The sequence below is a fragment of the Rhodococcus sp. NPDC059179 genome (assembly GCF_042754885.1).
Classification (GTDB): Bacteria; Actinomycetota; Actinomycetes; order Mycobacteriales; family Mycobacteriaceae; genus Rhodococcus_G.
Map to the genome: position 1 here is coordinate 16391 of NZ_JBHZBV010000018.1, position 13137 is coordinate 29527.

A 13137-nucleotide genomic window follows, 5' to 3' on the forward strand; every position below is an offset into this window, starting at 1 on the left:
CTGGTTGGGGCGGTGCCGGCTGACCACGAGCGGGGATCGGCTGGTCTCGGTGCGGCGGCGATCCGCGAGGGAGGGGCAGGCCGACCTCGAGATCCCCGGCGTGGTCTTCGCGGGGCTGCGGGACGCCCACGTGCATCTGGGGCTGGTCGACGCGGGCGCCCTCTATGCGGGCGGTCTGGCCGCGGTGCACGACCTCGGTTCGCCGCCGTCGGTCCTGGCACCGTTCGCGGACGCGGCGGTCCTCACCGGGCTACCCGAGGTGAGCTATGCCGGTCAGTTCCTCACCGTCCCGGGCGGATACCCCGTCGACCGGTCCTGGTCGGCGGCCGGGTCGGTGTGCGTCATCGCCGAAACCCGGGAGGCGGTGGCGGCCGTCGACACGCAGGTCCGGGCGGGCGCGGCCTTCGTCAAGATCATGCTGAACTCGGACGCGGGTCCGGTGTTCGACGATGCGACCCTCGACGCGGTGGTCCGCGCCGCGCATGCGGGCGGTCGCCCCGTCGTCGCGCACGTGGAGGGTCGGGGCCAGGCCGCGCGCGCCTTCGAGTCAGGCGTGGACCGGCTCGCGCACGCCCCGTGGACCGAGCGCCTGCCCGACGAACTGCTCGCGGCGATGGCGCCGTCGATGCGGTGGGTCAGCACCCTCGATATCCACGGTCGCGGAGTCGAATTCGATGTCGCCGCCGACAATCTTCGCCGGTTCCGGGCGCGCGGAGGCGTCGCGGTCTACGGAACCGACCAGGGCAACGGCCCCCAGCCGGTCGGGGTCAACCCGCGCGAGCTGTCCGCGTTGCTCGGCGCCGGACTCGACCGTGCGGCGGTGCTCGACGCGATCGCCGTCCCCTGGCCGGCGGGCACGGCACCGCGGCTCGCGTGGGCGCCGGGCACGCCGCCGACCGACGACGCGGATTGGGCCGTGTGGCTCGCCTCGACCCGCAACCTCGCCCCGGCGCAGATCAAGGAGCAGTTCGGATGAGTGACTCCAGCCCCGTCCCGCAACGATTCTCGGTGCGCGCCGCCGAGCTCGACGCGGCCGACCCGCTGCGCACGTACCGCGACCTCTTCGTCGACGCCCCGACCGTCGTCTCATACCTGGACGGGAACTCGCTCGGGCGGCCGACCAGGGCGGGCGCCGAGCGCGTCGCCCGGTTCGTCACCGAGGCCTGGGGCGACCGGCTGATCCGCGGCTGGGACGAGGAGTGGTTCGACCTGCCCCTGAGGATCGGCGACGACCTCGGGAGGGTGGTGCTCGGGGCGGCGGAGGGCCAGACGGCGGTGGGCGACTCCACGAGCGTGCTGCTGTACAAGCTGGCTCGCGGGGCCGTCAGGCTTCGACCCGGGCGAGACGAGATCGTCCTGGACACAGACAATTTCCCCACCGACCGCTATGTCGTCGAGGCGGTCGCGTCCGAGATGGGGATGGTCCTGCGGTGGATCGAGTCGGATCCGCGCGGCGGGGTGCACGCGGACGATGTCGGCGCAGTGGTCGGCGAGCGGACGGCGCTGGTGGTGCTCAGCCATGTCGCGTACCGGTCGGGCTACCTGGCCGACGCCGCAGCCATCACGCGGATCGCCCACGATGCTGGCGCGCTCATGCTGTGGGACCTGTGCCATTCGGTCGGTTCGGTCCCGGTCGAACTGGACGCATGGGGCGTCGATCTCGCCGTCGGCTGCACCTACAAGTACCTGAACGGTGGACCGGGTTCGCCGGCATTCGCCTACGTGCGGGCGGGCCTGCTCGAGGAGTTCGTGCAGCCGATCTGGGGATGGATGGGCCGCGAAGACGTCTTCGAGATGGCGCCCGGCTATCGGCCCGCCCGCGGCATCCGGCGCATTCTCAGCGGCACACCCGCAGTGCTGGGCATGATCGCGATGCGTGACACCCTCGAGCTCATCGACCGGGCGGGGATCGGGACGATCAGGGCGAAGTCCGTGCTGCTCACCGAATTCGCGCTCGAGCTCGTCGCCGAATCGTTGGTTCCGCTCGGGGCGACGGTCGCGTCGCCGGTCGACTCGAGCCTGCGCGGTGGACACCTCACCGTCGACCATCCGCACTTCCGCGCGGTCACCCCGGCGCTGTGGGAGCGCGGCGTGATTCCCGACTTCCGGGCTCCCGAGGGGCTTCGGCTCGGGCTGAGTCCGCTCAGCACCAGCTTCGCGGAGGTGGTCTTGGGCGTGGAGGCGATCCGAGCGGAGCTGGCGACCAGAGCCTGATTCGTAACACAGGTAACGACCACGACGACAGGGACAGCGGGGCGTGGTCCAGGCGGACGGGCGCCGGAGGCGAGGGGGACCGATGGGTGATGGCGCTGCGCCGCGATGGGGCTGGACCGACACGCTGGTGATGGTGTCGATCGTGGCGACGGGTGTGATCGTCGCGGGACTGCTGCACGTGCCGGGCGGGAGCGCGACGGATGACACGTCCGCGCACAGCTACGTGACGCCGGAGGTGGAGTACCCGGTAGAGATCCCCGGCTGCGAGTCGGTGGCGGCGCCGTCCGAGGGTGAGATGTTCATGACATCGATCTCCGGCGAGCAGAGCTACGACAACCCGCGGTATCCGTGGTTCTCCGGGCCGAAGGCCACGGCCATGAGCGAGGCGCTGCGCGAGGCGCTGCCCGGCGGTGTGGAACTCGAATACGCCAGTCCGACCGAGTCGCTGTTGTTCGAGCCGATCCCCGTCTACAGCAGCCCTTCCCAGCTCCCCGAGGGCATCACCGAGGACGACTTCGGCGGTTCGACCTCCGCCCGCGGAATGCTGATCCGCGATTCGGTGCGCGGGTCGTTGTGGGTGACCGTGCGACGCTGGGACAAGCCGGTGCCCGAATGCGTGGCCGGGCAACTCGATCGACGCGCCACGTATCCGGACGGCACGATCGTCGACACACAGGACACGTGGGCCGAGTACGACGGGAAGCGAAACCTGCTCCGCACCGCCGCCGCCTACCTGCCGGACCGCACCCTCGTCACCGTGCAGGCCGGCGACGAGGACAGCGGGACTCTGCCGCTGACCCTCGAGGAACTGAGCTCACTGGCCCGCACACCCGGTCTGTCGGTGACCGCGGCGGTTCCCGCGGGCACGCCTGCGCCGCCGGTCGATTGCAGCGGCGGGGGAGCCGGATCGAGGGGGGAACGGCCCACCCGAGACGCCGTCGAGCGAGTGGGCCGCGCGCTCGACGAAGCGTGGCGCGCGCACGCACCAGCGCACGTCACCCTCGACCGGGCGCTCGGATCGTTGCAGCCCGCGGGGGAGTCGAGCGCCTGCACCACGGTCCAGGCCACCGGTCCGGGGGGCTCCGGTCGGTTGAGCGTCGACATCGGCGGCGGACATGAGTTGCCCGCGGAGCCCGACGAGTACGACCCGTCGAACGCGTGGAACAGCACGAAGTTCGAGACCCTGCCGGACGGATCGGTGGTCGAGCGGGACCGGCCGTCGATTGTCACGGTGACCCGGCCGTCCGGCAACCAGGTCCGGGTCAGTCTGTCGGACGTGCCGCCCGGCACGCTGCTGACCGTGGACCAGTTGCAGGCGATCGCCACCGCGCCCGGTCTCGAGCTGACGCGGTGACGGTCGAGCGAAACCGGTGGCAGCTGTTCGCGGCGGCGGTCGTCGCAGCGGTCACCGTGTCCGGGGCGGTCGTGGTGATCGCGCGCAGCGGCGACGAACCGGAGACCGAGGCCGCCGCAGGCGAGTCCGCGGCCCCAACGACGGCGACCGCATCCGGGGATGCCCCCGAGGTCGCGTGGACCCTGGACGCCGCGGAGACCTTCGGGCGCAGCTTCGCAGCCTTCCGTGATCCCCGGTTCGGCAGCGAGTTCGATTCGAGTGAGCCTGGATTCGTCGACGTCGGCGACACGCTGATCACCCTGATCGGCCTTCCCGACCCCCGCGGCTACAGTCTCGACCGGTCGATCATGGTCGGGGTCGATGCGGCGGACGGCAGCGAGCGGTGGCGGACGCCCGCCGACAACCTCGGTGGGTGCGCGGCCGAGCCGGTGAACGAGAAGGTGATCTGCTACTCGAACGGCGCGGACGGTCGGTCGGCCATCGTCTCGGTCGACGTGGACAGCGGCGCCGTCACCCGCACGGAGTCGGACTGGATGATCCTGGCGCTCAGCGCCTCCGGCGACCGCATCTTCGTCGCGGAGGGCAACCCCGAGGACGACGACGTGGAGGTGCACGCGGGCACGCCCGAGGACCCGGATGCGTTCTGGACGACCAGGTTCGACGTGGGCGCCGCCTGGGAGGACGCGTTCGGGCAGATGCTGAAAACCGAGCACGGAGTCGGCGTGCTCGAACTCGGCGGTGACGTCGTCGGGTTCGATCTCGAGTCGGGTCGGCAGACCTGGACGCGGGGAACGGAGGAGTGCGCCGGCTCGGCGCACATCACCCGGCCGGGATTGGTGGCGATGACCCACACCGACTGCGGTCAGGGCCGGGTTGTCGGTGCCGAGGTGGTCGATGCGCGTGGCCGCGTGATCGCTCGTGGGGACGGGGAGTCCTCCGTGCAGTTCGAGCTCGACGAGCCCTCGGCGGATGTGCCGCTGATCGTCGGTGACGCCGCGTACGACCGCGCCAGCGGCGAACGGCGCTGGACCTCCGGGGAATTGCGGGACGGTGTGGTCACCGCGGTCGCCGGGGATGTGGTGCTGGTGCAGAGCTCCGAGACAGGCCAGGTGGTAGGACTCGACGCCGATACGGGTGAGGCGCTCTGGCGGCAGGAGCGCGACGGCGACTTCGGCACACCCGCCGTCCTCGACGGCCGTTCCGTGATCGCGGTCGGGGCCGACTCGCTGTCGGCCACCGACCTCCGGTCGGGTGAGCGTGAATGGGTGATGCCGTTCACCGCGATCGTCGAGGAGGACCGCTCGTATTCGGGGAACCCGACGTTGGGGCGGGCCGACGAGGTCCTGGTGTACACGAGTGGCAGGAGCATGGCCGGACTCACCGCGGGCTGAGTGGAGGAATGCCCCAGAAACATCAAACTGCGCGGAATCAGAAAGGTACAACCCGCTCATTCTGTACGAAACGCCGAATCTGTACAGAGTTCGCATTCTGTACCTTTTGATTTCGCGCCCGAACAGTGTTTGTCCGGGGGTGCCGGCTCAGCGGCGCCGCTCGAGGGCAAGCGCGGTCAACGCTTCGACTGCGGCAGCTGCATCGTCGACCGGCACCAGTAGGTGGTCGTGGTGGTAGCCGGCGATGACGTTGCAGCTGATGCCGACTTCGGCGAGCCGTGAGCTCACCGCCGCGGTCAGGCCGACCGCGTCCAGCGCGGAGTGCACCCGCAGCGTGAGCCAGGCGAGGTCGCGTTCACCGCTCATCACCCGACGATCTCAGAATTCGTGCCGCGCCGCCGCGAGGTCGACCCGGCCGTCGCGGATCGGGACGCCCTCGAGCGCGAGCTTCGAGATCTGTCGGTGTGCGAGATGCGCGGCAGGTTTGCCGCTCGCGCCGAGCACCCTGTGCCAGGGCAGGTCGGCCGAGTCGGTGCGCATGATCCAGCCGACGGTCCGAGCGCTCGACAGGCAGGCGGCCGCGGCGATGTCGCCGTAGGTGGCCACCTTGCCGGGCGGGATCGCCGCGACCAGCTCACGGACCCGCTCGATCTGCGCCTCGCTGGTCGCCGCCACCTACAGCAGCTTCCCGATCAGCTCCGCCACATCCGCCGGCCTGGCCTGGCCGACCATGTGGTCGACGTCCATCTCCACCACGGTGAGGTGATCGCCGAGGTGCGCCGACAGCGCGGCGCGGAACGCAGGCGTCACGTATGGCGGCTGGACCCGCATCGCCTGCACAAGGACGGTCGGCAGGTCCGCCGGGGGCAGCACGAACGGGCGCGCGAGCTCGCCCCAGGACGCGACGATCGCCGGGATCGACATCCGCCAGCCGACCCGGCCGCCCTCGACGTCGATCAGGTGCTCGGCGAGCTCGGCGTCGAGCAGCTCGTCCGCCACGTCCGCCCACGCGCCGTGCACCTTTTCCGCACGCGCCTCCGCGGCGTCCGTGTAGTCCGGGAACCGGACGGTCAGGTCGGCGACCTCCGCCATCAGTGCCGGCTCGAGCCCGATCGCGGGATCGAGCAGCACCAGGGCGCGCACGCGTTCCGGCACGCGGCGGGCCAGGTGTACGGCGATGGCGCCGCCGTAGGAGTGGCCGACCAGCACGACCGGCTCGGTGGCCTCGGCTTCGAGGACCTCGACCAGGCTCTCGACGTGGTCGGCGATGCCCCACGGCGGCGACCACGTCGAGTGGCCGTGGCCGCGCAGATCGGGCGCGATCACCCTGGCCGCGGGCAGGTGCCGCTCGGCGAGGCTCTGCCAGCGCTGGCCGTGGCCGGTGAGGCCGTGCAGCGCCAGGACCGGTCGGCCGGCCCTCGGGCCGAAGCGGTGGATGTGGATCTCGCCCATGCGGGACATCTTGCCGGACGGGTGACGACCGGTGTCGGCCCCCCGTGATGGAATGCCACCCATGTTGGGCGATCGGGAGCAAGGGCGGCGGGCGACGGCCACCTTGGTCCGTCGACCGCCGGTGCCGGGGCCGCGCCGGGGGTGGGGCCCCGAGGCGCAGCGGCTGATCGCCGAGCCGCAGCGCGGCCGGGCGGGCCGGCCGTGGCAGGTGCTCGGGGGACCGGGCACCGGGAAGACCTCGCTGCTCGTCGACCTCGCGGTCTCGCGCATCGCCGACGGTCGATGCGACCCGGAATCCGTTCTCGTGCTCACCCATTCGCGTCGCGCCGCCACCGTCGTGCGCGAGGCGATCACGGCGGGCCTGCTCGGCTCCGCCGAGCCCGACTCGCTGCGGGCCACCCGCGAGCCGCTGGTCCGGACCGTGCACTCCTATGCGTTCGCCGTCCTCCGGCTGCAGGCGGCCGCCCACTCCAACCCGCCGCCGCGGCTGATCACCGGCGCCGAGCAGGACGCGGTGTTGCGCGAGATGCTGCGCGGCGACGTGGCGGACGGTGCGCAGCACTGGCCGGAGCGGCTGCGTCCGGCGCTGACCATGACCGGCTTCGCGGTGGAGCTGCGCGACCTGATGCTCCGGGCGGGCGAGCGCGGACTCGGCCCCGAGGACCTCGTCAAGCTCGGGCGCACCCACTCGCGGCCGGAATGGGTGGCGGCCGGACGCTTCGCCGCCCACTACGAGCACGTGATGCTGCTGCGGGGCGCCGTCGGGGTGGAGGCGCCCGAGGCCACCGCGCCCGCGCTCGACGCCGCCGAGCTGGTCGGGGCGGCGCTGACCGCGTTCGCGACCGACCCGGACCTGCTGCAGCAGGAGCGCTCGCGCATCCGATACCTGCTTGTCGACGACGCCCAGCACCTGGACCCGCAGGCGGCGGAGCTGGTTCGGTTGATCGGGGCTGGCACCGCGCTGTCCGTCGTGGCTGGCGATCCGGATCAGGCCATCTTCGGATTCCGGGGGGCCGACTCGCGGTTCCTGATGGATCTCGCCGACGCAGGCTCGGAGAACCGGCTGATCCTCGGCACCGATCATCGCTGCGCGGAACGGATCTCTGCGGTGACCTCCGCGATCGCGGGCCGACTGCCCGGTCTTCCTCCGCACCGTGGCGCGGCGGCCGCGACCGAGGAACCCGGCCGCGCGCAGGTGCAGGTGCTCGGCACACAGGGCAAGGAAGCCGCCCTGATCGCGGACACCCTGCGCCGCGCCCACCTGCACGACGGCGTGCCCTGGTCGCGGATGGCGGTCATCGTCCGCTCGGTACCGCGGGTGCTGGCCCCGCTGCGCCGTGCCCTGCTGGCCGCCGGCGTCCCGGTCACCACCGCGGCCTCGGAACTCCCACTCGCCCGACAGCATTCGGTCGGCAGCCTGCTGCTGGTGCTGCGGGCGGTCGCGGGTGTCGAGTTCACCGGGGAGGACGCGCTGGCGTTGGTGTCCGGCCCGGTCGGTGGATCGGATCCGGTGACCCTGAGGCGGCTGCGACGTGGGCTGCGCCGGGTGGAGCTCGCCGGCGGCGGTCAGCGCGACTCCGCCGACCTGTTGCGGTCGTTGATCGTCGACGGCGAGGACGAGCACCGCGGGCTGATCGCCAAGCTCAGCGACGGCGAGTCCGCGGCCCTGCGCCGGGTGCTCTCGATCCTCGGTCAGGCCAGGGCCGCCCAGCGGAAGGGGCGCGGCGTCGAGGGTGTGCTCTGGGCCGGCTGGCAGGCCACCGGACTGGAGAAGCGGTGGGCGTCGGCCTCGCTGCGCGGCGGGCCGATCGGCGCGCAGGCGGACCGGGACCTCGATGCGGTGGTCGCTCTCTTCGACGCCGCCGCGAGCTACGTCGACCGGCTGCCGCGAGCGACGCTCGCCGGGTTCGTGGAATACCTTTCGCAGCAGCAGATCTCGAGCGACTCGAGGTCTGGTGCCGCGATCCCGGGCGAGGCGGTGACGGTGCTGAGTGCACACGCGGCGGCGGGCAGGGAATGGGATGTCGTGGCCGTCGCGGGGGTCCAGGAGGGTCTGTGGCCGGGCCTGCGCGCCCGCGGCACGCTGCTCGGGACCGAGGTACTGGTCGATCTCATCGCGGGTGTCGGCGATGCCTCGGCGACGAGCGAATCGCAGCTCTCGCGCACAGCCCCGCTGCTGGCCGAGGAGCGGAGGCTGTTCCTGCTCGCCTGCAGTCGGGCACGTCGGTCCCTGCTGATCACCGCGGTCGAGTCCGCCACCGGGGAATCGGACCTGGTGCCCTCGCGGTTCGTCGACGAACTCATCGGCAGGGTCGACGGCGACGACGGGCAGGGCGAGGTCGTCGTGGACTCGCCGCTGCCCGCGGGACGGGTGCTGGCGCTGCCGTCGCTGGTCGCCGAACTCCGCAGGGCGGTGTGCGATCCGGATCTCGCGCAGAGTGATCCGCAGCGTCAGGCCCGGGCGGCCCGGCAGCTCGCCCGGCTGGCCAGGGACGGGGTGCGCGGCGCGCATCCGGAGAACTGGTGGGGCGTTGGCGGTATGAGCACCGACGCCACGCTGTGGGAACCCGATGACGGGCCGGTCCCGCTGTCGCCGTCGACGATCGAGCAGCTCAGCACCTGTCCGTTGCGCTGGGCGCTCGAGCGCAACGGCGGCACCGACGGCGAGAACACCCACGCGGTGACCGGCACCCTGGTGCACACCCTGGTCCAGGCCGTGGCCGGGAAACTGCCGCCCGACCAGGTGCGCAAGGCGCTCGCCACCGCCTGGGACGCGGTCGACCTCGGCTCGCAGTGGTACTCGCGGCGTGAGATGGACCGCACCGGGCAGATGCTCGACAGCTTCTCCGAGTGGCTACGGCTCTCGCGCGGCGAACTGACGGAGATCGGCGTCGAGGTCGCCGTCGACGGGGTGCTCGAGGCCAGGGAGGAAGGCGGCCCGGAGATTCGGCTCCGCGGCCGGATCGACCGGCTCGAGCGCGACACCGAGGGCCGCCCGGTAATCGTGGACGTGAAGACCGCACGCACCCCGGTCAGCAAGGAGGCTGCGCAGCAGCACGCGCAGCTGGCGACCTATCAGGTGGCGGCGCTGGCCGGTGCGATCGAGGGCGAGCAGGCGTCGGAGCCGGGGGGAGCGCGACTGGTGTTCGTGGCGAAGCCGAACAAGAAGGAGGGCGCCGCCCAGCGACTGCAGGCCCCGCTCGGCCAGGACGGCGAACAGGAATGGTTGACCGTGGTGCACGACGCGGCCGCGGCCACCAAGGGGCCCGGGTTCCGGGCGCAGCCGAACGACGGTTGCAGGCACTGCCCGGCACGCTCGTGCTGCCCGGCTCAGGAAACGGGACGGCAGGTGACCGAGGGATGATGCGGCCAAGCGATGCGCGGGTGAGCCCCGCGGACCTGGCGGTCGCGCTCGGCCAGCATCCGCCGACCGCGGAGCAGGCGGCGGTGATCGCCGCACCGCTCGGCCCGACCCTGGTGGTGGCCGGCGCGGGCGCGGGCAAGACCGAGACGATGGCGGCCAGGGTGGTCTGGCTGGTGGCCAACGGCCTGGTCGACCCCGAGCAGGTACTCGGGCTCACCTTCACCCGAAAGGCGGCGCAGCAACTCACCTCCCGGATCCGGCAACGCCTTGCGCGCCTTGCGGGTTCGACCCTCCTGCGCAAGCTCGATCCGAGCGGGGACCTACGCGGCCGGATCCTCGGCGGCGAGCCGGAGGTGAGCACCTACCACTCCTATGCCGGTCGGCTGCTGACCGAACACGGGCTGCTGCTGCCGATCGAACCGTCCGCCGAGCTGCTGTCGGAAACCGAACTGTGGCAGCTCGCGCACCGGGTGGTGAGCTCCTGGGACGGGGACCTCGACACCGACCGCACCCCCACCTCGCTCACCGAGGCGGTGCTCGCGCTGTCCGGCCAGCTGGCCGAGCACCTCGTGGAGCCGGACGATCTACGCGAGGCGCACACCGAGCTGGACAAGCTGATCCACACGCTGCCCGCGGGCCCCAAGCAACGCGGCGGGCCGAAAAAGGAGCTGCTCGACATCCTCGAGACCCAGCACGAGCGGGTCGCGCTGCTGCCGCTGGTGCAGCGGGTCTCCGACGTGCTCAGGCGCGAGGGCGCGCTCGACTTCGGCAGCCAGATGTCTCTCGCCGCCCGGGTCGCCGCGGAGCACCCCGAGGTGGGCCGCTCGGAGCGGAAACGCTTCCGGGTGGTGCTGCTCGACGAGTACCAGGACACCGGGCACGCGCAGCGGGTGCTGCTCTCCTCGCTGTTCGGCGGCGGCGAGGACGGCGACCTCGCGCTCACCGCGGTCGGCGACCCGATGCAGTCCATCTACGGCTGGCGCGGCGCGTCGGCGGCCAATCTGCCCCGGTTCGCCACCGACTTTCCTTTGCCCGGAGGCGATCCCGCGCCGCGGTTGGAGCTGCTCACCAGTTGGCGGAACCCGCCCGAGGCGCTGACCCTCGCCAACGCGGCCTCGGAGTCGCTGCGCGAGCGCGGGGTTCCGGTGCAGCAGCTGCGCCCGCGGCCCGGCGCCGTCGACGGCGACATCCGGCTCGCGCTCGCCGAGGACGTCGAGCGCGAACGGGACTGGCTCGCCGCCAAGATCGCCGCGGAGTACGCCGACGCGGCCGCGCGCGGGCAGGCTCCGCCGACCGCCGCGGTACTGATCCGCCGCAATGCCGACGCCGCGCCGATCGCGGCCGCGCTGCGCAGGCACGGGTTGCCGGTGGAGGTCGTCGGGCTCGGCGGGTTGCTGCACACTCCCGAGGTCGCGGACGTCATCGCGATGCTGCGCCTGGTGGCCGACCCGCTGGCGGGCAGCGCGGCGATGCGGATCCTGACCGGCGCCCGCTGGCAGATCGGGGCCGCGGACCTGGCCGCGCTGTGGCGCCGGGCGCGTGAGCTGGCGATCGGTTCCTCGCACGGCACCGGGGGAGCGGTCACCGATGCGGCCAGCCTCGACCAGGCGCTCGAGGCGGCCTTGCCCGGCGAGCACGCGGAGCTGGCGGGGCTGGCCGACGCCATCGCGGACCCCGGTGGACCACAGCGCTATTCGGTCCTCGGCCACGCGCGGATCGGGGCACTGGCGACCGAACTGGTCTCGCTGCGCGAACGCATCGGTCAGCCGCTGACCGAACTGGTGGCCGAGGTGGAGCGGGTGCTCGGGATCGGGATCGAGGCGCAGGCGCGGCTTCGTCAGGGCGGTGATGGCGGGGCGGGCCGCGAACACCTCGACGCCTTCGCCGATGCGGTCGCCGGGTACGCCCGCAATTCCACCGCGACGCTGACCGGTCTGCTGGCCTTCCTGTCGGCGGCGGAGACCGTCGAGAAGGGCCTTGCCCCCGGCGAGGTCGAGGTCGCGCCCGATCGGGTGCAGGTCTTGACGGTGCATTCGGCGAAGGGGCTCGAGTGGCAGGTCGTCGCGGTGCCGCACCTGGTGGAGGGCGTCTTCCCATCGAAGACCGCCTCCGGCAGCTGGCTCGGCGCGGTCGGTGAGCTGCCGCCCTCGCTGCGTGGTGACCGGGCGCGCCGGGTAGACGGTGGCGGTGGGGACGACGCCGACGGTGTCCCGGTCCTCGACCTGGAGGACCTGTTCAACCGCAAGGACCTCGAGGACGCCGTCGCGGAGCACAAGGCGGCGTTGGGCAGGCGCAGGCTCGACGAGGACCGGCGACTGTTCTACGTGGCGCTCACCCGCACCGAGCGGGCGTTGTATCTGTCGGGCCACCACTGGTCGGAGTCCGGTAGCGCCCCACGGGGACCGTCGGAGTTTCTGACGGAGATGCGCGAGCTGATGGCGGATCCCGAAGCGCCGATCGGGGTCGTCGAGCTGTGGGCGCAGGCGCCGGAGGAGGACGCCGAGAACCCGCTCACCGCCGAGCCGGTGACCGCGCAGTGGCCGAGCGATCCGCTGGGGAGCAGGCGTGATTCGGTGCAGCACGGGGCAGAGTTGGTCCTGGCCGCGCTCGAGAACGATGTCGACGAGGACGGTGCCGATGAAGACCCAGAGGGCTGGGCGGCCGACGTGGACGTGCTGCTGGCCGAGCGCAGGCAGCGCGCGCTGACCAGGGCCGAGGTCGCGCTGCCCGCGCAGCTGTCGGTGAGCCAGCTGGTCGAATTGGCCGCGGCGCCGGACGACCTCGCGGCCCGGCTCCGTCGTCCGCTGCCCTATCCGCCGAATCCGCTGGCCCGCAGGGGAACCGCCTTTCATGCCTGGATCGAGCGGCGGTTCGGCGCCACCCGTCTGCTGGACCTCGACGAGCTGCCAGGCGCCGCGGACACCGGAGCCGTCGGCGATACCGACCTGGCCGGGCTGCAGGAGGCCTTCCTGCGCTCGGACTGGGCGAACCGCAGTCCCGTCGAGGTGGAGGTCCCGTTTGAGACGTCCATCGCGGGCACAGTGATCAGGGGCCGCATCGATGCGGTCTTCGCGGACTCCGACGGTGGCTGGACCGTGATCGACTGGAAGACCGGAGCCGAGCCGAGCGCGGCCAACGAGCGCGCGGTGGTCATGCAGCTGGCGGCCTACCGGTTGGCGTGGGCGGAGCTGATGTCGGCGCGGACGGCCGCACGTGGCCTGCCTGCGGTGCCGCTGGACAAGGTCCGCGCCGCGTTCCACTATGTGCGCACCGGCCGGACCATCGCGCCGACTGAGCTGCCCGACGGCGACGCTCTCGCGCGGCTGATCGACACCGCCGGTGCGAGCGCGAAACCTGGCTGA

Annotated in this window: 9 protein-coding genes; 6 read left to right on the forward strand and 3 right to left on the reverse strand. The window is 72.4% G+C overall.

From position 1 onward, the window contains the following. The first annotated feature begins 49 nt into the window (after positions 1 to 49). The 4 genes from ACFXMV_RS22215 to ACFXMV_RS22230 all read left to right on the forward strand — a co-directional run bounded on the left by ACFXMV_RS22215 (position 50) and on the right by ACFXMV_RS22230 (position 4959). The gene (locus ACFXMV_RS22215) at positions 50 to 976 is read left to right on the forward strand and encodes a hypothetical protein (RefSeq protein ID WP_378503636.1); all 927 of its coding nucleotides are present in this window, start codon (positions 50 to 52) and stop codon (positions 974 to 976) included. After that, positions 973 to 2214 carry a kynureninase gene (locus ACFXMV_RS22220; protein ID WP_378498661.1) on the forward strand — a complete coding sequence of 414 codons (1242 nt, stop codon included), beginning with the start codon at positions 973 to 975 and terminating at the stop codon, positions 2212 to 2214. The genes ACFXMV_RS22215 and ACFXMV_RS22220 overlap by 4 nt, the downstream gene beginning before the upstream one ends. 82 nt (positions 2215 to 2296) lie before the next feature. Beyond that, positions 2297 to 3568 carry a hypothetical protein gene (locus ACFXMV_RS22225; protein ID WP_378498662.1) on the forward strand — a complete coding sequence of 424 codons (1272 nt, stop codon included), beginning with the start codon at positions 2297 to 2299 and terminating at the stop codon, positions 3566 to 3568. Further along, the gene (locus ACFXMV_RS22230; protein WP_378503637.1) at positions 3565 to 4959 is read left to right on the forward strand and encodes a PQQ-binding-like beta-propeller repeat protein; all 1395 of its coding nucleotides are present in this window, start codon (positions 3565 to 3567) and stop codon (positions 4957 to 4959) included. The genes ACFXMV_RS22225 and ACFXMV_RS22230 overlap by 4 nt, the downstream gene beginning before the upstream one ends. A 147-nt stretch (positions 4960 to 5106) precedes the next feature. Here ACFXMV_RS22230 and ACFXMV_RS22235 read toward each other — a convergent pair whose 3' ends face one another. The 3 genes from ACFXMV_RS22235 to ACFXMV_RS22245 are packed head-to-tail and all read right to left on the reverse strand — an operon-like array spanning position 5107 to position 6420. Further along, entirely contained in the window at positions 5107 to 5325 is a 219-nt protein-coding gene (locus ACFXMV_RS22235; RefSeq protein WP_378500797.1) for an ACT domain-containing protein, read from the reverse strand. A gap of 12 nt (positions 5326 to 5337) precedes the next feature. Further along, positions 5338 to 5634: an MGMT family protein gene (locus ACFXMV_RS22240; RefSeq protein WP_378500796.1), complete on the reverse strand. Its 297-nt coding sequence runs from the start codon at positions 5632 to 5634 to the stop codon at positions 5338 to 5340. Further along, positions 5635 to 6420 carry an alpha/beta fold hydrolase gene (locus tag ACFXMV_RS22245; protein WP_378500795.1) on the reverse strand — a complete coding sequence of 262 codons (786 nt, stop codon included), beginning with the start codon at positions 6418 to 6420 and terminating at the stop codon, positions 5635 to 5637. It lies immediately after the preceding gene. Between the two features lie 52 nt (positions 6421 to 6472). On the opposite strand from ACFXMV_RS22245, the gene ACFXMV_RS22250 reads away from it, so the two are divergent. Beyond that, on the forward strand, positions 6473 to 9775 hold the full coding sequence (locus ACFXMV_RS22250) for an ATP-dependent helicase (protein ID WP_378500794.1): 3303 nt from the start codon (positions 6473 to 6475) through the stop codon (positions 9773 to 9775). Further along, positions 9772 to 13137: an ATP-dependent helicase gene (locus tag ACFXMV_RS22255; protein ID WP_378503638.1), complete on the forward strand. Its 3366-nt coding sequence runs from the start codon at positions 9772 to 9774 to the stop codon at positions 13135 to 13137. The genes ACFXMV_RS22250 and ACFXMV_RS22255 overlap by 4 nt, the downstream gene beginning before the upstream one ends.

What these genes read in the sequence shown, in the direction of transcription:
- ACFXMV_RS22220 (WP_378498661.1), top strand. Translation starts at nt 973, where the DNA reads ATGAGTGACTCCAGCCCCGTCCCGCAACGATTCTCGGTGCGCGCCGCC.
- ACFXMV_RS22225 (WP_378498662.1), top strand. Translation starts at nt 2,297, where the DNA reads ATGGGTGATGGCGCTGCGCCGCGATGGGGCTGGACCGACACGCTGGTG.
- ACFXMV_RS22250 (WP_378500794.1), top strand. Translation starts at nt 6,473, where the DNA reads ATGTTGGGCGATCGGGAGCAAGGGCGGCGGGCGACGGCCACCTTGGTC.
- ACFXMV_RS22235 (WP_378500797.1), bottom strand. Translation starts at nt 5,325, where the DNA reads ATGAGCGGTGAACGCGACCTCGCCTGGCTCACGCTGCGGGTGCACTCC.
- ACFXMV_RS22255 (WP_378503638.1), top strand. Translation starts at nt 9,772, where the DNA reads ATGATGCGGCCAAGCGATGCGCGGGTGAGCCCCGCGGACCTGGCGGTC.
- ACFXMV_RS22245 (WP_378500795.1), bottom strand. Translation starts at nt 6,420, where the DNA reads ATGTCCCGCATGGGCGAGATCCACATCCACCGCTTCGGCCCGAGGGCC.